This is a genomic window from Ralstonia sp. 110700041-2 (assembly GCF_056280165.1).
In genome coordinates, this window is sequence record NZ_JBSFAI010000017.1 from 59,683 (window position 1) to 82,077 (window position 22,395).

At 65.7% G+C, this 22,395-nt stretch carries 18 protein-coding genes; 8 read left to right on the plus strand and 10 right to left on the minus strand.

Annotated elements, in window-relative coordinates; genetic code table 11:
* Positions 1-4 precede the first annotated feature (4 nt).
* Positions 5-1,276 carry an efflux RND transporter periplasmic adaptor subunit gene (locus tag ACUXH0_RS22335; RefSeq protein WP_004628198.1) on the minus strand — a complete coding sequence of 424 codons (1,272 nt, stop codon included), beginning with the start codon at positions 1,274-1,276 and terminating at the stop codon, positions 5-7.
* A 571-nt stretch (positions 1,277-1,847) separates the two neighbouring features.
* Between ACUXH0_RS22335 and ACUXH0_RS22340 the strand changes: the two genes are divergently transcribed.
* The 4 genes from ACUXH0_RS22340 (at position 1,848) to ACUXH0_RS22355 (ending at position 5,931) form a co-directional block, all read left to right on the plus strand.
* On the plus strand, positions 1,848-2,519 hold the full coding sequence (locus ACUXH0_RS22340; protein WP_009239358.1) for a TetR family transcriptional regulator: 672 nt from the start codon (positions 1,848-1,850) through the stop codon (positions 2,517-2,519).
* Entirely contained in the window at positions 2,516-3,409 is an 894-nt protein-coding gene (locus ACUXH0_RS22345) for a patatin-like phospholipase family protein (protein WP_009239359.1), read from the plus strand. The genes ACUXH0_RS22340 and ACUXH0_RS22345 overlap by 4 nt, the downstream gene beginning before the upstream one ends.
* 105 nt (positions 3,410-3,514) lie before the next feature.
* Positions 3,515-4,939, plus strand: coding sequence for a dihydrolipoyl dehydrogenase family protein (locus ACUXH0_RS22350; protein ID WP_009239360.1), 1,425 nt, complete (start codon positions 3,515-3,517; stop codon positions 4,937-4,939).
* Between the two features lie 101 nt (positions 4,940-5,040).
* A complete protein-coding gene (locus tag ACUXH0_RS22355) occupies positions 5,041-5,931 on the plus strand; it encodes a DODA-type extradiol aromatic ring-opening family dioxygenase (RefSeq protein WP_009239361.1) in 891 nt (296 codons plus the stop codon).
* Positions 5,932-5,962: 31 nt separating this feature from the next.
* Here the strand turns inward: ACUXH0_RS22355 and ACUXH0_RS22360 are convergent, their stop codons facing one another.
* Positions 5,963-6,991 (minus strand): D-2-hydroxyacid dehydrogenase family protein, encoded by a 1,029-nt coding sequence (locus ACUXH0_RS22360; protein WP_004628208.1) that lies wholly within the window; start codon positions 6,989-6,991, stop codon positions 5,963-5,965.
* A 426-nt stretch (positions 6,992-7,417) separates the two neighbouring features.
* Between ACUXH0_RS22360 and ACUXH0_RS22365 the strand changes: the two genes are divergently transcribed.
* Positions 7,418-9,286, plus strand: coding sequence for a phosphoenolpyruvate carboxykinase (GTP) (locus ACUXH0_RS22365; protein ID WP_182594649.1), 1,869 nt, complete (start codon positions 7,418-7,420; stop codon positions 9,284-9,286).
* A gap of 864 nt (positions 9,287-10,150) precedes the next feature.
* Complete coding sequence (locus ACUXH0_RS22370) at positions 10,151-10,987, plus strand: winged helix-turn-helix domain-containing protein (protein WP_182594648.1); 837 nt, start codon at positions 10,151-10,153, stop codon at positions 10,985-10,987.
* Between the two features lie 127 nt (positions 10,988-11,114).
* On the opposite strand, the gene otnI is transcribed toward ACUXH0_RS22370, so the two are convergent.
* The 6 genes from otnI to ACUXH0_RS22400 form a co-directional block, all read right to left on the minus strand.
* Positions 11,115-11,903 carry a 2-oxo-tetronate isomerase gene (gene otnI, locus ACUXH0_RS22375; RefSeq protein WP_182594647.1) on the minus strand — a complete coding sequence of 263 codons (789 nt, stop codon included), beginning with the start codon at positions 11,901-11,903 and terminating at the stop codon, positions 11,115-11,117.
* Between the two features lie 23 nt (positions 11,904-11,926).
* Entirely contained in the window at positions 11,927-13,252 is a 1,326-nt protein-coding gene (locus tag ACUXH0_RS22380) for an MFS transporter (protein ID WP_024973850.1), read from the minus strand.
* A 65-nt stretch (positions 13,253-13,317) separates the two neighbouring features.
* Complete coding sequence (otnC, locus tag ACUXH0_RS22385) at positions 13,318-13,962, minus strand: 3-oxo-tetronate 4-phosphate decarboxylase (RefSeq protein WP_009239367.1); 645 nt, start codon at positions 13,960-13,962, stop codon at positions 13,318-13,320.
* Entirely contained in the window at positions 13,959-15,272 is a 1,314-nt protein-coding gene (gene otnK / locus ACUXH0_RS22390) for a 3-oxo-tetronate kinase (protein WP_182594646.1), read from the minus strand. Before otnK ends, otnC begins: the two co-directional genes overlap by 4 nt.
* Positions 15,269-16,180 carry an L-threonate dehydrogenase gene (ltnD, locus tag ACUXH0_RS22395; protein WP_024973852.1) on the minus strand — a complete coding sequence of 304 codons (912 nt, stop codon included), beginning with the start codon at positions 16,178-16,180 and terminating at the stop codon, positions 15,269-15,271. Before ltnD ends, otnK begins: the two co-directional genes overlap by 4 nt.
* A 15-nt stretch (positions 16,181-16,195) precedes the next feature.
* Complete coding sequence (locus tag ACUXH0_RS22400; RefSeq protein ID WP_004628218.1) at positions 16,196-16,912, minus strand: FadR/GntR family transcriptional regulator; 717 nt, start codon at positions 16,910-16,912, stop codon at positions 16,196-16,198.
* A gap of 133 nt (positions 16,913-17,045) precedes the next feature.
* On the opposite strand from ACUXH0_RS22400, the gene denD reads away from it, so the two are divergent.
* Positions 17,046-18,029: a D-erythronate dehydrogenase gene (gene denD / locus ACUXH0_RS22405; protein ID WP_024973853.1), complete on the plus strand. Its 984-nt coding sequence runs from the start codon at positions 17,046-17,048 to the stop codon at positions 18,027-18,029.
* On the opposite strand, the gene ACUXH0_RS22410 is transcribed toward denD, so the two are convergent.
* The gene (locus tag ACUXH0_RS22410; protein WP_182594645.1) at positions 18,026-18,670 is read right to left on the minus strand and encodes a response regulator; all 645 of its coding nucleotides are present in this window, start codon (positions 18,668-18,670) and stop codon (positions 18,026-18,028) included. The genes denD and ACUXH0_RS22410 overlap by 4 nt on opposite strands.
* Positions 18,667-20,106, minus strand: a complete 1,440-nt coding sequence (locus ACUXH0_RS22415) for a cache domain-containing protein (protein ID WP_004628221.1) — start codon at positions 20,104-20,106, stop codon at positions 18,667-18,669. The genes ACUXH0_RS22410 and ACUXH0_RS22415 overlap by 4 nt, the downstream gene beginning before the upstream one ends.
* Before the next feature lie 226 nt (positions 20,107-20,332).
* Between ACUXH0_RS22415 and ACUXH0_RS22420 the strand changes: the two genes are divergently transcribed.
* Positions 20,333-22,387 (plus strand): carbon starvation CstA family protein, encoded by a 2,055-nt coding sequence (locus ACUXH0_RS22420; RefSeq protein WP_182594644.1) that lies wholly within the window; start codon positions 20,333-20,335, stop codon positions 22,385-22,387.
* Positions 22,388-22,395 lie beyond the last annotated feature (8 nt).

Sequence of the window (22,395 nt, forward strand, 5' to 3'; positions counted from 1 at the left end):
TTGTTTACTGCTTGGCTGCCGGTGCGCTGGCAGCGGGAGTGCTTGCAGCAGGCGCGCTGGCTGCCGGTACGGGTGCTGCGCCGCTACCCTGGCCGCCCTGACCTTGCGGGCCCTTGCCCTGGCCTGCCGACATCGGTTGCCACGGCACGGCCTTGACCGGAGCTCCCGGACGCACCTTCTGCAGGCCGTCGACGATCACCTTGTCGCCGGCCTTCAGGCCGTTGGAGACGATCCATTCCGTACCGGTCGAGCGGTCGGCCTGGACCTGGCGCACGGCTGCCGTGCCCTTCTCGTCGACGACCATGACGGAGGCGCCGTCCGGGCTGCGCGTCACCGCTTGTTGCGGCACCGTGATGGCTTGTTCGTCCACGGCCTGCTCCAGGCGGGCACGCACGTACATGCCCGGCAGCAGCGTGCGGTCAGCGTTCGGAACAATCGCGCGCAGCGTGATCGTGCCCGTAGCAGGGTCCACCGTCAGGTCCGAGAAATAGAGCTTGCCCGTTTGCGCGTAGGCGCGGCCGTCTTCCGTCACGAGCGTGACCTTGGCCGCATCACCCCCGGCCTTGGCCAGCTTGCCGTCCTTGAGCGCCTGCTGCAGACGCATCACTTCGGTGCTCGACTGCGTGAAGGTCAGGTAGATCGGATCGATCTGCTGCACGGTCGTCAGCAGCGTCGCCTCGCCCTGGCCCACCAGCGCGCCTTCAGTGACCTGCGCCAGACCGGCACGGCCGGAAATGGGCGATGTCACGCTGGCGTAGCCCACGTTCAGCTTGGCGGTTTCCACGGCAGCGCGGGCGGCGGCCACGTCAGCGGTGGCTTGCTTGGCGGCGGCGGTGGCGTCGTCGTAGTCCTGCTTGCTGATGGCGTTGGTGGCAACCAGCGGCTTGTAGCGCTCGGCCTTCAGTTGCGCCTGCGTTTGCGTGGCTTCCGAACGCGCCAGCTGTGCCTTGGCGCTGTCCAGCGATGCCCGGTACTGCGCCGGATCGATCTGGAACAACTGCTGGCCGGCCTTCACGTCACTGCCTTCTGCGTAGGTGCGCTTGAGCACAATGCCCGCGACCCGTGCGCGCACCTGTGCCACACGCGTAGCCTCCAGGCGGCCCGGCAATTCGCTGGTCAGGCCAACGGAGTGCGGCTGCACGGTCACAACGCCGACTTCGGTCGGAGGCATGCCGGCGCCGCCCGGCCCTTGTGCCTGCTTGTTACCGCAGGCTGCAAGTGCCACCACCATAAATGCGGCGGCAGCGAGTTGGTGATAACGGCGGGTGTTCGTCATAGATGACCCCATGTGGCGATAAGCGGAATGCCGGGTGCCGCATCGTCGCGCAAACGAGTGCGACGCCGGCAAACCGTCAGCGAAACCAAAAAAAACACAAAAACGAAAACGTCCGATGCTAGCTGCATCTGGCGGCATGCGATATGGCCTTCGCGACGAACTCGCAACAACTCGGACCAGAAAGCTAAGACGCGGGAGCGATCGGCAGTCGATCTCCGACCTGGTCGCCGACAGACACACAGTCTGCCCCAGCGCACCTGCCCGGGATGGATGTGGCGCGTACGGCCATGGGCAAGGGACGGAGTGCGCGCTATTATAGATACGTTCGCGTATGTATGTAAGTGACGCCATTGAGGAATAGGGACTCCGTTGACACCTTTCCGGAGTTCGTAGCGATGACGGCGATCAAGCGAACATGCAGCGGATACCGCGCTGCGACAAGGATTGTCAGCCAACCGGCCTGCTGCCGCGTTGTGCGAAGCGCAATAGTGCGTTGCCTTGAATTGTGCATTGCACAAAAGCCAATCGAAAGAACGCCGCCTGGGGTGGCACGGCGTTCCCCTGGAAGATCATGGTCAGACGAACGAAGGAAGAGGCACTGGAAACACGTAACCGCATCCTGGATGCGGCGGAAGACGTGTTCTATGCGCGGGGCGTGGCACGCACATCGCTATCGGATATCGCGCAGGCCGCGGGCGTGACACGCGGCGCCATCTACTGGCACTTCCGCAACAAGGCCGACGTGTTTGCCGCCATGTGCGAGCGCGTGAAGCTGCCCATGGAGACCATGTGCACCCCGCTGGGCGTGGAGGCCGATGATCCATTGGGCGAACTGCGCACGGTGGGCAACTTCCTGCTGCGGCAACTCGTGGAAGATGCGCACTGGCGCAAGGTCTTCGAGATCATGTTCAACAAGTGCGAATTCGTCGAAGACACAAGCCCCATCCTCAAGCGCCAGCAGGAATCGTTTGAAGAAGGCATGGCCCATCTGACGAGCATCATCGAGCAGGCGACGCGGCGCGGGCAGCTGCCGGCCGACCTCGACATCCCACTGGCCGTGGCGCATTTCCATGCCACGTTCAACGGCATCATGGGCGATTACCTCTTCTACCCGGACGTCTCCAGCCTCGCCACCAAGCGTGAGCGACTGCTGGATGCGTGCATCGACACGCTCAAATACGCGCCGTCGCTGCGGCTGGAGCCGGCAGCGGCCGCTACCGTCCGCACCGGGGCCCCGGCATGAACGCGCCCGAGTTCGATCAGATGGTGTTTGCCGGCGGCGGCAACCGGTGCTGGTGGCAGGCCGGCTGGTGGGACGTCGTGCAGCCCGAACTGGGCCTGGCGCCGCGCGTGATTGCCGGCATCTCGGCGGGAGCTTCGACGGCGTGCATGCTGCATGCGTGGAATTCCGCCGAGCTGATGGATTACTACGGCGAGGCCCTGCGCCAGAACACCCGCAACGCCCATTGGGGCAACCTGCTGCGCGGCGAGCGCGTGTTTCCGCACTACGGCATGTACCGCACGGCGCTGCTGACGGTCTTCAGCGAGGGCCGCTTCGGGCGGCTGGCACAGGCGCCCGAGATCCGGATCGGCGTGGCGCATATCCCGCGCTGGCTGGGCGCACGCTCGGCGGTGGCAGCAGGTCTGATTGCCTACAACATCGAAAAGCACGTTCGCAAGACGCTGCACCCAACGCTGGGCAAACGCCTCGGCTTTACGGCGGAAATCGTGCGCGCGCAGGACTGCGCCACACCCGAGGACTTGGCGGATCTTCTGCTGCAATCAGCCTCCACCCCGCCGTTCACGCCGGTGCTGCGGCGCGCGGGGCGGCCGGTGCTTGACGGCGGCATGGTCGATAACGTGCCCGTGCACGCGCTGGACGCCATCCCGGGCGACGCGCTTGTGCTGGTCACGCGCCTGTACCCGCGCCCAACGTATTTCCGCATGGATGTGCCGGTGCCCGACGGCGTGCAGCGCCGCTTTTACGTACAGCCCTCACGCAAGGTCCCCATTTCGAGCTGGGATTACACCCGTCCGGGCGCCATGCGCGACGCGTATGCGCTGGGCCGTCATGACGGCGAAACCTTCCTGCGCGAACTTCCACGCGGGTTCACCACCGCAGTGGCTGCGTAACCACCTCCTCCAAGACAGGCGGCGGGCGCGCCGCTTGCTGCGCATGGCGCGCCCGCCGGCGCGCCGCCAAGGTCGTCCGGCCGATACTTCTTCGACGGACACCTCATGCCCGCAAACCCTGCACATGCGTTTGACCTGATCGTGATCGGCGCCGGTTCGGCCGGGCTCGCGGCTGCGCGCCGATCTGCGGAACTTGGGGCCCGCACGCTGCTGATCGACCGCGCGCAAATCGGCGGCACCTGCGTCAACCGCGGATGCGTGCCCAAGAAACTGCTCGGCTACGGCGCCGCCTGGTCGCAGACGATGGCTCGGTGCTTGCGCGCCGCACACACCTCGGACGCCTGGGCCGATGCCATCGCCCGCACGCGCACCGAAGTCGCGCGGCTGCACGAAACGCATTTCGCCCGCCTGGCCGATGCCGGCGTGCAATGGCTGAGCGGCATGGCCTCGCTGCGCGGCCGCGGCATCGTCCGGGTGCAAGCCGAGTCCGGCAAGACCACGCTGCGTGCGCGCCAGATCGTGCTGGCCGCCGGCACCCGCCCCACGCCGCTTCCCGTACCCGGCGCGGAGCTGGCGTGCACGTCCGACGACGTGTTTGGTTGGGACACGCTGCCCGCATCGCTCATCATCGCGGGCGGCGGTGTCATCGCGGTGGAAATGGCGTCCACGTTGGCGCGCTTCGGCGTGCGGGTCACCGTGCTGACGCGCGATGCGCGCGTGCTGCCGGAATTTGATGCCACGGTGGCCGAGGCCGCCGCGCTGTCGCTGGCTGGCTGCGGCGTCGACCTGATCCTGAACGCCGACGTCGTCCGCATCGAACGCGATGCCGTGAACGGCGGCGGCGTGGCTGTCTACGCGAGCACCGAGGGCAGCGACGTTCCGCGCGTGCTGCGCGCCCAGCGCATGCTGAGCGCCATCGGACGCACGTCGAACATCGCAGGCCTTGGCCTGGAGGCCGCAGGCGTCACGCTCGATGCGCACGGGCGCATTGCCGTCGACCGCCACTTCCGTACACGCGCCCGCGGCGTCCATGCAGTAGGGGACATCTGCGGCGGCAGCCCGCTGCAATTGACGCCCGTGGCCGTCGCGCAGGGCCGCTACGTGGCCGAACGCCTGTTCGGCAAAGGGATCAAGCTGCCTGACATGAACACCGTGCCGATGGCCGTGTTCTGCGATCCGGCCATCGCCGGCGTGGGCCTGACCGAGGCCGACGCGCGCACGCGCTGGCCCGAACTTGGCAAACGCGGGCCGGACACCGACAAACGCGCCCTGGCCGACCGCATCGACATCGTCGTCCGCCGCTTTGTCTCGCTGGAGCAGCGCTTTGCGGGCTCGGGCATGGAATCGCTGATCAAGCTGGTGTGCAACGCGCGCAGCGGCCGCGTGCTCGGCGCGCACATCGTCGACAACGCCGCGCCGGAGATCATCCAGGCGATGGCGGTGGCCGTGCGCATGGGCGTACGGCTCAAGCATCTGCAGTCGACCGTCGGCCTCCACCCGACGGTGGCGGAGGAATTGCTGGGCATGTAAGCGCACTCGTTCAATTTTCCTGATCCCGCCCTGCAAATCCATGCACGTTACAGGTGCTGCATCGGCGCACAATGACAGACACTTTCTTCAGGAAATTTGACATGCTCCCCGTGCTCTATCTGTCCCATGGATCGCCCATGCTGGCGGCCGATCCGGGCCCCGTCGGCAAGATGCTTGCGGCGCTCGGGCAAGAGATGGCAGCCCTCAAGCCGCGCGCCATCGTCGTGGTTTCACCGCACTGGATGACGCGCCGGCCGGCCGTCACTGCCCGCGCGCAGCAGGAGGCCTGGCACGACTTCGGCGGTTTCCCGCCGCAGCTCTACGCCCTGGAATACGCCCCGCCGGGCGCGCCCGACGTGGCAGAACGCATCCGTGCGCTGATCGACGGCAACATCGTCCCCGGGCTGGAAGAACAGGCCTCCACCGTGCTGGACCCGCGCCAGCCGCTGGACCACGGCGCGTGGGTGCCGCTGATGCTGATGCTTCCCGAAGCGAAGATCCCCGTCGTGCAGGTGTCGTTGATGCCGGGCTTGTCGCCGGCGTGCCAGATGGCGATGGGGCGCACCCTCGCGCCGCTGCGCGACGAGGGTGTGCTCATCGTCGGCTCCGGCAGCTTCACGCACAACCTGCGCGCGCTGATGCGCGGCCCCGGCATGGCGCAGCACGGCGTGCCGGTCGAGCCTTGGGTGACGGCCTTCCGCGAATGGATGATCGAGACGATGACCGACGGCATCCGCAGCGGCGATTTCACCCGCTTCTGCGATTACCGCGCGCAAGCCCCGAACGCCGCCCACGCCCACCCGACCGATGAACACCTGATGCCGCTGTACGTGGCGCTGGGCGCAGCCATGGGCCAGCCGAGCCAGGCCACGCCGGGCGGCGTGCAGGCTCAGCACGTGGTCGATACGGTGACGTACGGATCGCTGGCGATGGACAGCTTCCGCTTTGACGGCGCGGGCGCCAATCAGCCGCAGCTGCGCGCCGCGGCTTGATTAACGGAAACGACGGGTAGAACGACTGGCGTTATGCGCGGATCAGCGCAGGCGCCAGTGCCGTCGGATTGACCACGCTGTCGACGTTGCCCTGCAGAACATCGAGGATGTTCTGGAACGCGACGCTGAAGTACAGCTCGTAACCTTCGCGCTCGACGTAGCCGATGTGCGGCGTGCAGATGCAGTTCTCCATGCGCAGCAGGGTGTGGCCCTGCAGGATGGGCTCCGTTTCAAACACGTCGATGGCGGCCATGCCCGGGCGCCCGCGGTTGAGCGACGTCACCAGGCCGTTTTCTTCCACCAGCTCGGCGCGGCTCGTGTTGACGAAGAGGGCGGTCGGCTTCATGCGCGTGAGGTCGGCCACCGTGACGATGCCGCGCGTTTCGTCGTTCAGGCGCAGATGGACGGACAGCACATCGGACTGCTCGAACAGCGCGTCCTTCGAATCCGCCACGGCAAAGCCATCAGCGCGAGCCCGCTCTTGCGAGCCTTCGCGGCCCCACACCAGCACATTCATGCCGAAAGCGCGGCCGTAGCCGGCCACGAGCTGACCAATCTTGCCGTAGCCGAAGATGCCCAGCGTCTGGCCTTTCAGGACGCGGCCAATGCCAAAGTTGGGCGGCATCGTCGTGGATTTCAGCCCCGACTGCTGCCACGCGCCGTGCTTGAGGCTCGCCACGTATTGCGGAATACGACGCTGTGCGGCCATCACCAGCGCCCAGGTCAGCTCGGCCGGCGCCACCGGCGAGCCTTTCCCCTCCAGCACCACCACACCCTTGTCGGTGCAGGCATCCAGATCGATATGGCCGCCCGAGTCGCGCGATACGCGGCCCGTCTGGCTGATGATCTTGAGTTTGGGCAGGCGATCGAGCAACTGACGCGTCACGCGCGTGCGCTCCCGGATCAGCACAATGGCTTCAACGTCCGCCACGCGTGCGGCCAATTGCCCCACACCTTTGACGGTGTTGTTGAACACTTTGACTTCGTGGTCTTGCAGCAGGCTGAAGCAATCCAGCTTGCGAACAGCGTCTTGGTAGTCGTCCAGTACGGCAATCTTCATCGACATCTCACTTCGAACAATGGTGCGCAGCAAAAAACAGCGATCCCTCGCGGTGGTATTCTTCCCATCCCTCGTCGCACGACAATCCGTGTCGACGTTTGGAATTGCCCGCCGCGGGCACGCAATTTGCGCAGCCTCGCTGGTGACGAGTCCTTGTTCTACGGTCTGTTGACCTCGGTCCCGCCACTTTAGCGCACGCGGCCCTCGCTGCCCGGAAAAACCCACCTTCCGTCAGTGCACCGCTTTGTAACTGAATGTGAAATCAGCACGGCTCCCGTCCCTCCGCCTGCCTCACCTCTCCCTCTGGAAACCGCTGATCCGGCTCGCTTCCGATGCGCCGTCGATCGCTTTCCACCCCGCCGCTGGGCGCGGCCGCCGTGCTGATCCGACACCGCTTTCTTTCTCACTTCCATTGGAGTTTTGGTCATGAATCAACCCGTGATGCAGGGCGTGCCCGCATTGAACGTGCCCGATTACGTGAAACACCCGCGCCTGATCGCGTGGGTGGGCGAGGTGGCGGCGCTCACCAAGCCGGAGCGCATCGTCTGGTGCGATGGTTCGCAAGAGGAATACGACCGCCTGTGCGCCGAAATGGTGGCCGCCGGCACGATGAAGCAGCTCAACCCGGCCAAGCGCAAGAACTCGTACCTGGCGCTGTCGGACCCGTCGGACGTGGCACGCGTGGAAGACCGCACCTTCATCTGCTCACAGAAGAAGGAAGACGCCGGCCCCACCAACAACTGGACGGCCCCGGCCGAGATGCGCCAGACGCTGAACGGCCTGTTTGACGGCAGCATGCGCGGCCGCACGCTGTATGTGGTGCCGTTCTCGATGGGCCCGCTGGGCTCGCCGATCGCGCACATCGGCGTGGAGTTGTCGGACAGCCCGTACGTGGCCGTCAACATGCGCATCATGACCCGCATGGGTCGCGCGGTGTACGACGTGCTGGGCACTGACGGCGATTTCGTACCGTGCGTGCACACCGTCGGCAAGCCGCTCGCCGCCGGCGAAAAGGACGTGCCGTGGCCGTGCAACCCGACCAAGTACATCGTGCATTTCCCGGAAACGCGCGAAATCTGGTCGTTCGGCTCGGGCTACGGCGGCAATGCGCTGCTGGGCAAGAAATGCTTCGCGCTGCGGATCGCCTCCACCATGGGCCGCGACCAGGGCTGGCTGGCCGAGCACATGCTGATCCTGGGCGTGACGTCGCCGGAGGGCAAGACGTACCACGTGGCTGCGGCCTTCCCGTCGGCCTGCGGCAAGACCAACTTTGCGATGCTGATTCCGCCTGCAGGCCTGAACGGCTGGAAGGTGACGACCATCGGCGACGACATCGCCTGGATCAAGCCCCGCCAGGACGCCAACGGCAAGACGCGCCTGTACGCCATCAACCCGGAAGCCGGCTACTTTGGCGTGGCTCCGGGCACGAGCGAGAAGACCAACTTCAACGCGATGGCCACGCTCAAAGAGAACGTCATCTTCACCAACGTGGCCCTCACCGACGACGGCGACGTGTGGTGGGAAGGCATGACCGACACGCCGCCGGCGCACCTGATCGACTGGCAGGGTCAGGACTGGACGCCTGCGAGCGCCAAGGAAACCGGCCGCAAGGCAGCGCATCCGAACGCGCGTTTCACGGCGCCCGCCGCGCAATGCCCCTCGATCGATCCGGAATGGGACAACCCGGCCGGCGTACCCATTGATGCGTTCATCTTCGGCGGCCGCCGTTCGACCACCGTGCCGCTCGTTACTGAAGCGCGCGACTGGACCGAAGGCGTGTACATGGCCGCGACGATGGGCTCGGAAACCACCGCTGCCGCTGCCGGCCAGCAAGGCGTGGTGCGCCGCGACCCGTTCGCCATGCTGCCGTTCTGCGGCTACAACATGGCCGACTACTTCGCACACTGGCTCAAGGTTGGCGAGAAGCTGGCCGACAGCGGCGCAACGCTGCCGAAGATCTTCTGCGTGAACTGGTTCCGCAAGGATGAAAACGGCAAGTTCGTGTGGCCGGGCTTTGGCGAGAACATGCGCGTACTCAAGTGGATGATCGATCGCATCGAAGGCCAGGCGCAGGGTGAGGAACACGTCTTTGGCGTGTCGCCGCGCTACGAAGAACTGAGCTGGGATGGCCTGGACTTCACGGCGGAGCAGTTCGCCAAGGTGATCTCGCTGGACGCGGACGCCTGGAAGCAGGAACTGGCGCTACACGACGAGCTGTTCACGAAACTGGCGCACGGCCTTCCGCAAGCACTGCCCGATGCCAAGACCCGCCTGGAAGAACGCCTGGGCGGCTGACGCCCGTAGCCTCCTCGGCACCAGGAAAAGAAAGCCCGCCTCGCGCGGGCTTTTTTGCGTCCGCCCACAACAGGTTGCCCAAACAACGAGCAGTAATCCTAAAGTTTTAAATCGCGCGAATTACCCCTGCCACAAAACAGATCAATTGATTTTTAGCAAATCCGATTGTTTTGTAAAAAATACCGGCGCACACATGAAATCAATCATTATGCCGGCGCGAGCATAATCGTTATGCATTTATGCCAGACTTGAATTATTGCACGCATGATATCCGCCAAGAACGTTGCCGGGCTTAGCTTTATGAAGAATGAATGTCAACCGCGCCATCCCAGTTCACGGGGAATTCAATGAATTTCGAAATTTTAAAATTCCTGCGTGACGAATCCCTACGGGATTCTTATAATCCGGCAAAACGGAATCCTTTCTCTCTGAGCCAGAGGGGGTTCATGACTAGAGGAAACGGGAAAGGGCGAACAAGCCTTATGCCAACGGAGGTGGGGGATCCCTGCTTCACCGGCGCTCGGGGGGGCGCCGGCTCGGATTGCGCGTAAGCGATACCGCACACTGTGCAAACGATTGCATGGTCCGGCACGCTGCGACTGGCACCGAGGGGCTTGCAGACCTTTCTCAGGACCACCCTGGACACCACCCAGGAGGCTCCGCTGGCGATCGTCGACGGGAACAGCAGCATGACGATCCGCGCAAGGCCAACGGCCGGGCAACAGCGCCCGCAAGAAACGACATGCGAGCACACGCGCAATTGCCCGCATGGCACTCATAACAACGCGCACCGCAGACTGCAGAGCGCAGCCGCAGGGCTGCTCGCCGGAGTGTGTCGGCTGGTTAGACGGGAGATATTACAAAGTGGGTATTCAGATCTTGCTGGTCGAACACGACCAGGCAGAGGGGGAGCGTCTGTCGTTTTCCCTGCGTGATGGTGGACACGATGTTCAACGGGTCAGCCATCCGAGCCAGGCGCAGCCTGCCATCCTGGCCGCCATGCCGGAGCTGCTCCTAATGGAGTGGACGTGGCCCGAGCGCGAGTCGATCGACATGCTGCTGGCCTTGCGCGCCAACATGCAGACGCGCGGCCTGCCGGTCATCGTGCTGTCCCGTCATGGCGATGCGCGCGCCAAGATTGCCGCGCTCGACGCCGGCGCCGACGACTACGTCGTCAAACCGTGTGACACGGGCGAGCTGCATGCCCGCATCCGCGCCGTACTGCGCCGCCGCGCGCCGCACCAGCATGGCGACGACATCCTGCAGGTCAACGGTCTGCGCCTCGATCCGCTCACGCTGGGTGTGACTGCCCAGACCGAAACCGGCCCCCGCGCCATTGCGCTCAGCCCGCTGGAATTCCGCCTGCTGCACTTTCTCGTCGCGCATCCGCAACGCGTGCATTCGCGCACGCAGCTACTGGACCGCGTGTGGGGCAACCATGTCTTCGTGGGTGAGCGCACGGTCGATGTGCACGTGCGCAAACTGCGCGTGGCGCTGGCCGGCACGCCGTGCGACGGCCTGATCCAGACCGTGCGCGGCGGCGGCTATCGGCTCGTGGTCGGCACCGGCGGCGCGACGGCCGCGCATGCTGCCGAAGCGATCGGCATGCAACTGGAAGCCGCAACCCGCAAGGCCGAACTGTCTGCATACGGTCGCGTCCCCGCGACGCGCTCGCTCGGCCCCGCTCAATTGGGCGCCTGACGAGCCTCTCCGCCGGAATCGACCGCCGCTTGCGCATCGCGCAGCGGCGGTTTTCTTTTGCATCAGCGCGTGGCGATACGCACCTCTTCCCGGGCAGATTGCCGCCGTTCCTTCTTGTGGTGCAGCGTCAACGCTGGCTCTCACGCCAGCGTTTGAGCCAGCCGAGCCCTTCGCTGGTGCCGGCACGCGGCCGATATTCGCAACCGACCCAGCCGTTGTAGCCAAGCGCATCCAGCAACGCAAAGAGGTGTGGATAGTGCAGCTCGCCTTCGTCCGGTTCGTGGCGATCGGGCACGCCGGCGATCTGCACGTGGCCCACACCATCGACGTACTGCTTGAGCTTGACCGACAGATCGCCCTCCATGATCTGCGCGTGATAGAGGTCGAACTGCACCTTGACGTTGGCCGCGCCCACTTCCTTGCACACCGCATGCGCCTGCGCCTGGTGCGTGAGGAAGAAGCCCGGCATGTCGCGCGTGTTGATCGGTTCCAGCACGATGGTGACGCCCGCGCCGGCAGCCTCGCGCGCAGCGTAGGCGACGTTGCTCACGTAGGTGGCGTGATGGCGTGCGCGGTCTGCACCGGCGGGCAGCAGGCCGGCCATGACATGCAGGCGCGTGTTACCCAGCACCTGCGCATACGCCAGCGCTGTCGCAATGCCGCACTTGAATTCCTCTTCGCGACCGGGCAACGAGGCGATGCCGCGCTCGCCGCCCGCCCAATCGCCCGGCGGGGCGTTGAACAACGCTTGCGTGAGACCAGCGTCGTCAAGACGGGCGCGGATATCGGCCTTGTCGAAGTCGTAAGGAAACAGAAATTCCACGCCCTCGAAGCCGTCTTTTGCCGCAGCGGCAAAGCGGTCGAGGAACGCGTGCTCCTGGTACATCATGGACAGGTTGGCGGCAAAGCGCGGCATGACAGACCTCTGAATACGATTGCTTATTTATTGACCAGCTTCGGCGGCGTGCGCAACACGGCAATGCAGCCGAGCACCAGCACGCCCGCCAGCGCGTACATGCCGGCGGATGTGCTGCCCGTCATGTCCTTGAGCGCACCGATCATATAGGGGCTCACGAAGCCGGCCAAGTTGCCGACGGAGTTGATGGCGGCAATGCCGGCCGCAGCAGCGGTGCCTTGCAGGAACGCCGTCGGCAGGGACCAGAACAGCGGCGCGCACGTCAGCACGCCCGCGGCGGCCAATGACAGGAACACGATCGACAGGGCCACGTTGTGACCCGCCGTTGCCACCACGGCAAAACCGACTGCGCCCATCAGCGCCGGCACAACCAGGTGCCAGCGGCGCTCGCGGCGTGCATCGGCGCTGCGGCCGATCAGCACCATGGTGATCGCCGCACATACATACGGAATGGCGGAGAGCATGCCCACCATGAAGGTGTCTTTCACGCCGGCGCTCTTCACCAGCGTCGGCATCCAGAACGTCAAGCCGTATTGGCCCATGACGAAGGCGAAGTAGATCAGGCTCATCATCCACACGCGCGGATCGGAGAACACCTTGCCGATGCCGGGGTGCTCGGTCTTGCCTTTGTTGTCGGCCGCAATGTTGGCTTCGAGGATCTGCTTTTCGTCTTCCGACAGCCACTTGGCCTTGCGGATGCTGTCATCGAACTTCCAGAGCACCAGCAGCCCAACGAGCACGGCAGGGATGGCTTCGATCACGAACATCCACTGCCAGCCCTGCCAGCCGCCGGCTGCGCCTGTCCCGTGGAACGCACTCATGATCCAGCCCGACAGCGGGTTGCCGAAGATGCCCGAGATGGGAATGGCCGCCATGAACATCGCCACGATGCGCGCGCGGCGATGCGACGGATACCAGTACGTCAGGTACAGGATGATGCCGGGGTAGAAACCCGCTTCCGCCAAGCCCAGGAGGAAGCGCATCGCGTAGAACTGCGTGGGCGTCTGCACAAATGCAAACGCGCCCGAGATCAAACCCCACGTGATCATGATCCGCGCGATCCAGATACGCGCGCCGATCTTGTTCATCAGCAGGTTGCTCGGCACCTCGAAGAGAAAATAGCCGAGGAAGAAGATGCCGGCGCCCAGCCCGTACACCGTCTCGGAAAAATTCAGCGCCTGCGACATCTGCAGCTTCGCAAACCCGACGTTCACGCGGTCGAGATAGGCGACCACGTAGCACAGCATGATGAGCGGGACGATGCGGCGCGACACGCGCGCGTAGACACTGTCCTCTTTTGAAACGGCGTGCGAAGGCAACGCCGCCGTGGTGGCGGTCGAGGTGTTCATTTTGTCTCCGGTGTAAGTGTTATATGGGCCGAGCGGCGGGCACTACCGATCTGCTGCCGGTTGCTCTACCAACGGGCCCCGAACGTCTGGCGCAGTTCGTCGATCTGCGCGTCGGACAGCGGCGCCGGCTTGGGTTCGGTCATCAACCAAAGCCGTGCGGTTTCTTCCAGTTCTTCCAGCGCGTAAGCCGCAGTCGACACCGAGCCGTGCCACACCACGGGCCCCAGCCGGTCGAGCAGCACGGCGCGCACATCATTGGCCAGCGCGGCAATCCGCGCGGCCACATCCGGATGGCCCGGTCGCCGATACGCGATAAGCGGCACGTGGCCGACCTTCATCACGTAGTACGGCGTAATGGGCGGCAGCACGTCGGCTTCGTGCCAGACGCCCGCCAGCGTGAGCGCCACGAGATGCGTCGAATGCGTGTGCACCACGGCATGCGCCTCCGCATTGCGGTCGTAGATGCCGCGATGCAGGGCCAGCGTTTTCGACGGCTTGTCGCCGCTGACCCATTCGCCCGTCGCCAGCACCTTGGCGATACGTGCCGGGTCCAGCGTGCCGAGGCAGGCATCGGTGGGCGTGATGAGCCAGCCGTCAGGCAGGCGCGCGCTGATGTTGCCTGCCGTGCCGACGGTGTAACCGCGCGCATACAGGCTCTGTCCGACGCGGGTGATCTCTTCACGTAGCGCGCTTTCGTTCGTGGTGGTCATGCGATCGGCTCCGTGGTTGCGTGCGCCAGTTGCGCGAGCGCCTTCTCGAAGAAATCCACCGTGCCGAAGTTGCCGGACTTCAATGCCAGCGCAAGCGGATCGCTATCGATGGTGGCGGTCCAGGGCACACCGGGGTCGATCTGCGGACCGATGCGCAGCGCACGCACATCGAGCGCCTGCACCACCGCGCCCGAGGTCTCGCCGCCAGCCACCACGAAGCGGCGCACGCCATCGGCATGCAGCGTGCGGGCGATGCGGCCCAGTGCGTCTTCCACCAACTTGCCCGCGCGCTCAACGCCCAGCGTCTGCTGCACGCGAGCCACTTGCTCCGGCGCACTGGTGGCGTATACCAGCACCGTCTGACCTGCATGGCGGTGCACGAAATCAAGCGCCTCGACCACCACCGGTTTGCCTTCGGCCAGCGCCAGCGGATCCACCTGGAACGCCGGACGCGATGCACGCCAGTGCGCCACCTGCGCGTTCGTCGCACGTGAACAGCTGCCCGACAGCACGATCGCCGAATCGGCCACGATCGGCAGTTGCGCCGCGTTGCCGTGCGCGGTGATCAGCCCCGCGCGGCGATATTGCGCCGGCAGGCCAAGCGCCAGGCCCGAGCCGCCGGTGAGCAGCGGTAGATCGGCAAATGCCTCGCCCAGGACGATCAGGTCGTCGTTGGATATGGCATCGGCAATCGCCAGCTTCACGCCGTCGGCGCGCAGTTGGTGGGCCCGATCGCGAGCGGCCTGCGCACCGCGCATGATGGTGTCGTAACGCAGCAGGCCGACTTTGCCCGCACTCTGGCGAGCCAGCACCGGCACGAGGTTCGGATCGCGCATCGGCGTCAACGGATGGTGTTCCATGCCCGACGCGTTGAGCAGCACGTCGCCCACGAACAGATGGCCACGGAAGATCGTGCGGCCGTTCTCGGGAAATGCGGGACAGGCCAATGTGAAATCGGTACCCAGTTCAGCCATCAACGCCTCGGCCACAGGCCCGATGTTGCCGGCGTCGGTGGAGTCGAAGGTCGAGCAGTACTTGAAGAAGAAGCGCGAACAGCCTTGCGCGCGCAGCCAGCACAGTGCGCTCAACGACTGCGCCACGGCATCGGCCGCGGCAATCGTGCGCGACTTGAGCGCAACGACGATGGCGTCGGCATCCGCCGCGATGGCCTCGCCGCCGGCCTGCGGCACACCGATGGTCTGCACCGTGCGCATGCCAGCGCGCACGAGCATGTTGGCGAGGTCGGTCGCACCGGTGAAGTCGTCGGCGATGCAACCGAGGACCGGGCGGGACGTGGGCGCTGCGCTCATTTCGGTTGGCCCTCCGGCAATGTGATCCCCGGGAAGATCTTGATCACGGCGGAGTCATCTTCCCTGGCGTAGCCGGCGGTGGACGCCTGCATGAACATCTGGTGCGCGGTGGCCGCCAGTGGCAGCGGGAATTTGCTCGCGCGCGCGGTATCGAGCACGAGCCCCAGATCCTTGACGAAGATGTCGACGGCGGACAGCGGCGTGTAGTCGCCGGCCAGCACGTGGGCCATGCGGTTTTCGAACATCCAGCTGTTGCCCGCGCTATGGGTGATGACTTCGTACAGCGCGTCCGCTGCCACGCCTTCGCGCAGGCCCAGTGCCATGGCTTCGGCGGCGGCGGCAATGTGCACGCCGGCCAGCAGCTGGTTGATGATCTTGACCTTGCTGCCCGCGCCCGCCTTGTCGCCCAGGCGATAGACCTTGCCGGCCATGGCGTCGAGCACATGGTCTGCCGCCGCATACGCCTCGGGTGTGGCCGAGGTCATCATGGTCATCTGGCCCGATGCAGCCTTGGCCGCACCGCCGGAGATGGGGCCATCGACGTACAGGATGCCCTGCTGCGCCAGACGCGCCTCCAGCGCTATCGACCAGTTCGGGTCCACCGTGGAACACATGACGAACGTGCTGCCGGGTGACATGGCGGCCGCCGCACCGCACTCTCCAAAAAGCACGGCCTCGGTCTGCGCGGCGTTGACCACCACCGATACCACCACGTCCACGCCCGCCGCCACCTCGGCAGGCGTCGCACAGGCCACGCCGCCTTCCTTGGCGAAATCTGCAGCGGCACCTGGGCGCGCATCGCAGGCATGCACGGTGTAGCCGTGATTGCGCAGGGTCTTGGCAATGCCCAGACCCATGGCGCCGAGTCCGATCACGCCAACCTTCCGGTCAGCCGCCGATTGCGTCATGAATGGCTCCTGAAATCAGTCTTGCGCCGCATCGCGGCCCTCGGCCAAACGACGTGCGGCATTGAACATGTGGGTTTGCGCGGCGTTGCGTGCAGCAAGTGCGTCGCGGTGGCGGATCGCCTCGACCATCGCGCGGTGCTCGTCGCGGACCTGGCGGGCGAAGTCTTCGCGGCGCGCTTCGTTGCTGCGCGTCACGCCGATCGCTTCCTCCAGGTATTGGCTGAAAAAGCCGAGTGCCTGCACGAGGAACGGATTGCCGCTGGCGGCCGCGATGGCGCGGTGAAAACGCAGGTCTTCGGTCACGCCGTCACCGCCGGCCGCCACCGCAGCGTCGATGCTGTCGAGTGCGGCGTCGATCTCGATCATCTCGGCGTCGGTGCGGCGCTGGGCCGCGAGGGCGGCGCCTTCAGCCTCCAGCGCACGGCGCAGTTCGATGATGTGCAGCACGGCATCGATCGAGCCGGCTTGCGCCGCGTCGATCCGCAGCGGCTTGAGGCCGGCCTGCTGCGTGACGTACACGCCGCTGCCCTGGCGCGCTTCGACCACGCCCTCGTGGCGCAAACGCGAGATGGCCTCGCGGATCACGGTTCGGCTCACACCGAATTCCTGCCCGAGCACGGTTTCGGACGGCATGCGTTCGCCGCGGCGCAGTTCGCCCGCGTCGATCTTGTCCATCAGGGTCTGGGCCACGCGGTCGGACAGGGAGGGCGCGGCGTCGAGTCGTTCAAACATGGTGGCAGGGATGTCTTGGCAAGCGTAAATTCGTCGTGTCATCATACAAGTTGAGTCGTAGCGCTTCATCCCTGTTTACCCTAGGCATCGATCAAAACGCCCGGCGGCTTACGTCAGGCAAGAAGGAGACACCATGAATATCGTCATCACCGGCGGCGCCGGTTTCCTGGGCCAGCGCGTGCTGGCGGCACTGCTTCAGCAACCGGGCCTGCCGGCTGCGGACGGCTCGGTGCAGCCCGTTGAGACCTTCATCGTGCTGGACCAGGTGGCCGGTCAGATTGCCGATGCGCGCGTGCGCTACGTGACCGGCGATGCCTCCGACCCCGCCCTCATCGCGCAGGTGATCGACGAAAATGTGGGCGGCGTGTTCCACCTGGCCGCCGTGGTGAGCGGCACCGCCGAGGCCGACTTCGACCTCGGCATGCGCGTGAACCTGGACGGCACGCGCGCATTGCTCGATGCGCTGCGCGCGCAGCACGCCAAGACCGGCCGTGCGCCGCGCGTGCTGTTCGCCAGCTCCGTGGCGGTGTTCGGTGGCCAACTGCCGGCCGTTGTCACCGACGACACGGCGGCCACGCCGCAGGCCTCGTATGGCGTGCAGAAGCTCATGGGCGAATTCCTGGTCGGCGAGTATTCGCGCAAGGGCTACATCGACGGCCGCGCCGTGCGCATCCCCACGGTGTCGGTGCGCCCGGGCAAACCGAACGGCGCGGCCTCGAGCTTTGCCAGCGGCATCATCCGCGAGCCGTTGTCAGGCGAGGAAGCCATCTGCCCGGTGGAAGCCGAGACTGAGCTGTGGCTGGCCTCGCCGCGTCAGGTGGTGGCGTCGCTGCTGCACGCGTACACGCTGCCGGCGTCGGCATGGGGCCATCGCCGATCACTGAACCTGCCGGGCATTACGGTGCGGGTGGGCGAGATGGTGGAGGCGTTGCGCAAGGTGGCGGGCGATGCGCCGATCTCGCGCATCCGCTGGGAGCCGGACGCGCGCATCAAGGCCATCGTGCAAAGCTGGCCGGCGCGCTTCGATACCGCGCGCGCCGATGCGCTGGGCTTTGGCCGCGACACCTCGTTCGAAGCGATGGTGCGCGATTACGTGGACAGCGCGAAGGGCGCCTAACGGCCCTTGCCCAGCTCCACCGCAAACTTCACCAGTTCTGCCTGCCCCTCGATGCCGAGTTTGCGCTTGAGGTTCAGGCGGTGCGATTCCACCGTACGCACGGACAAGCCCAGCTCGTCGGCGATGCGCTTGTTGGCATAACCCTTGGCAATGCCGTCGAGAATGTCGCGCTCGCGCGGCGTGAGCGCCTCCACAGGCGTGGGCATGACCGCCTGCTCGGCCATGCGCATCGCCAACTGCGCGCTGTAGAACGGCCGGCCAGCCAGCACAGCGTCGATGGCCTCGACCAGTTCGCTGGCGGGCGCATCCTTGAGCACGTAGCCACGCGCGCCGGCGCGGATCACCTGCCGCACGTACTCCAGGTTGTCGTGCATCGACAGCACCAGCACGGCGATCTCGGGAAATTCCTCGGCAAACTTCTCGGTGAGCGCAATGCCGTTCATGCCGCGCATGCCGATGTCCATCAGCGCCAGATCGGGTGACAGTGTGCGCGCGGCCTGCAGGGCGGCATCCGCGTCACCGGCTTCACCCACCACTTCGAAATGCGGCACGGCTTCGAGCCGCACGCGCACGCCATCGCGCACGAGCGGGTGATCGTCGACGAGGAGCAGTTTGACGGGCGCGGGTGGTCGCATGTTCATACGAGTGGAGAAGAGGGGGCCGAAGCCAGTTGGGCGATGACGACATGCGGCAGCACGGCGCACACCTCGGTGCCGTGCGGGCCGGAGGCGATCGCACAGGTGCCGCCCAGGGCGGCCATGCGCTCACGCATGTTGCGCAGGCCGATGCCGTGCTGTGGGTCCACCTGCACGGATTCCACGTCGAAGCCGGGGCCGTTGTCGCGAACGGACAAGCGCACGGCATCGATATCGTTTTCAAGCAGCACGCCGATGCGCGTGGCTTGCGTGGCATGGCGCTCAATGTTCGAGACGGCCTCTTGCGCAATGCGGAACAGCGCGGTGTTGCACGCATCCGGCAATTGCACCGGCGGGCCGACAAGTTCAAGCGCAATCGCAGACCCCGGCTGGCTGTCTTCATGTGCCTCGCGCGTTTCGCGCACGAGCAGCTCCAGTGCGGCAGCCAGGCCGAGATCATCCAGCAGCGCAGGGCGCAGGTTGTGCGACACGCGCCGCACCTCGCCCAGCGCGCCGTTCAACCGGTCGAGCGCCCGGCGCAGCATGCTGCCCGCCCGTTCGATCGACGTCGGCGATGCCGCTGACGCTTCGAGATGGCCATGCGCGGTTTCCAGCAGCAGCTTGGTCGAGACGAGCACCTGGCTGATGCCGTCGTGCAACTCGCGCGAGACACGCGCACGTTCGTCTTCCTGCGACTTCACCACCTGCTGTGCGAGCTGGCGCAGCTTGGCATCGGCCTGGCGGTGGTCGCTCACGTTCAGCGCCAGCCCGCTGCCGGCCACCAGCAGGATGCTGATCGCGGCGATGCCCACCACCCAGGCCAATGTCTGGTCGATGTTCGCTTGCGCGCGCCGGTCGATCTCACGCAAGGTTTGTTCGATGTCGTCCAGGTACAGGCCGGTGCCCACCATCCAGCCCCACTGTGGAATCGGTTCGACATAACCGAGCTTGGGCACGCTCTGGTGCGTCGATGGCTTGTCCCACATGTAGCGCACGAAACCGCCGCCGGCCTGGGCGGCAGCCACCAGTTTCTGGATGGTCGGCTGGCCGCCGGAGTCCGTCAGGTCCCACAAGTCGCGCCCGACAAGTTCCGGCTGGCGCGGGTGCATGAGGTTGCGGCCGCGCAAGTCGTAGAGGAAGAAGTAGCCATCGGTGCCGAAGTCGAGGCGGGCGAGCGTGCGCATCGCTTCGTCGCGCGTGGCTTCGTCCCGGGCCGGGTCGCCACTTTGGCCGGACGCAAGCAACGGCGCGATGGCACTCTGCGCAAGCTTGACGTAAGACCGCAGCTCGGTCTCCTTGGCCTGCAGGTACGCCGATTCCACCAACTGTCGTTCGTGCCGCGCCAGTGCAATCGACTGGTGCCGCACGGTCAGCATGATCGCCAGCATGGCGATGGTCAGCGGCGCGACGGCGAGCAGCAGGATCTTCTGGCGGAGCTTCATGGCAAAACGCGGCGTACGTTGCGGCATCGCAAGGTGGCGCCGCGGTCTCGGTCGGGTGTGGCCCCTGCGTAGAACTACGGACCTGTGCTGCGTAGTCCTCCGCTTGTGGCGCGGGGCGAGGCTGGCAAATACTACACGCCCCTGTCACGGGGCAGGACTTACCGCAGGGATGAACCCACATCCCGCGTTCAGCAAATAGCTTCGACCAAGGTTCGAGGAGATCGACATGAGCTTCGTCAGGCAACACCTGATCTGGCTGGTCGTCGCCATTCTTGGCGCATCTGCCTTTGCCACCGTTGCGCTTGCGCGCGGCGAGGCAGTCAGTGCGCTATGGGTGGTGGTGGCCGCCGTATGCATCTACCTGATCGCGTATCGCTACTACAGCCGCTTCATTGCCGACAAGGTGCTCGGCCTGGACGGCACCCGCAAGACGCCCGCCTGGCGTTACAACGACGGGCTCGATTACGTTCCCACCAACAAGCACGTGCTGTTCGGGCACCACTTCGCGGCCATTGCCGGGGCAGGCCCGCTCGTGGGCCCCGTGCTGGCCGCGCAGATGGGCTATCTGCCCGGCATGCTCTGGATTCTGGCCGGCGTGGTGTTTGCCGGCGCGGTGCAGGATTTCATCGTGCTGTTCATCTCCAGCCGCCGCGACGGCCGCTCGCTGGGCGACCTCGTGAAGAGCGAGATGGGCACCGTGCCCGGCGTGATCGCGCTGTTTGGCGCGTTCCTCATCATGATCATCATCCTGGCCGTGCTGGCGCTGATCGTGGTGAAGGCGCTGGTCGGCTCGCCGTGGGGCACCTTCACGGTGGCCGCCACGATCCCCATCGCGCTGTTCATGGGCGTGTACGTGCGCTACGTCCGCCCGGGCCGCATCGGCGAGATCTCCATCATCGGCTTCGTGCTGCTGATGCTGGCCATCATCGGCGGTCAGGCGGTGCACGAAAATGCCGCGCTGGCGCCGCTGTTCACGTTCGACGGCAAGGCCCTCACGTGGATGCTGATCGGCTACGGCTTTGTCGCCTCGGTGCTGCCGGTGTGGCTGCTGTTGGCCCCGCGTGATTACCTGTCGACGTTCCTGAAGATCGGCACGATCATGGCGCTGGCCATCGGCATCCTGATCGTCGCGCCGCAGATGCAGATGCCTTCGCTCACGCAGTTTGCTAGCGGCGGCGGCCCGGTGTGGTCGGGCAACATGTTCCCGTTCCTGTTCATCACCATTGCGTGCGGCGCGGTGTCGGGCTTCCACTCGCTCATCGCGTCGGGCACCACGCCCAAGCTGCTGGAGAACGAACGCCAAGCACGCTTCATCGGCTACGGCGCGATGCTGATGGAATCGTTCGTCGCCATCATGGCGCTGGTGGCCGCTTCGGTCATCGACCCGGGCGTGTACTTCGCGATGAACAGCCCGGCGGCACTGGTGGGCGCGACGCCCGATACGGTGGCACACACGCTGTCCACCTGGGGCTTCGTCATCTCCCCTGACGTGCTGATCCAGACCGCCAAGGACGTCGGCGAAAACACCATCCTCGCCCGTGCGGGTGGCGCCCCGACGCTGGCTGTGGGCATGGCGCACATCCTGCACCAGGTGGTGGGCGGCCAGGCCATGATGGCCTTCTGGTACCACTTTGCGATTCTGTTCGAGGCGCTGTTCATCCTGACCGCCGTGGACGCAGGCACGCGCGCCGGGCGCTTCATGCTGCAGGATCTGCTGGGCACGTTTGTGCCGGCACTCAAGCGCACGGATTCGCTCGTCGCCAACCTCATTGCCACGGCCGCGACCGTCGCACTGTGGGGCTACTTCCTGTACCAGGGCGTGGTCGATCCGCTGGGCGGCATCAACACGCTGTGGCCGCTCTTTGGCATCTCCAACCAGATGCTGGCCGCGATTGCGCTGACGCTCGGCACCTGCGTGCTAGTCAAGATGAAACGCGACCGCTACGTGTGGGTGACGCTGCTGCCGACCCTCTGGCTGCTGCTCTGCACGCTCACCGCCGGCTGGCAGAAGCTGTTCGATCCGGACCCGAAGATCGGCTTCCTGGCGCACGCCAACAAGTACGCCGGCGCGATTGCCGAAGGTAAGCTTCTGGCCCCCGCCAAGTCGATAGCGCAGATGCAGCAGGTGGTGCTGAACGACCGCATTGACGCGTTCCTGTGCGGCCTGTTCATTCTCGTGGTGGTCAGCATCGCGTGGTATGGCCTACGCACGGTGCTCAAGGCGCGCGCCGCGAGCCGCCCGACCGCCAACGAAACGCCGTACGAAGCGCTGGGCGCGTGAGCACGGGC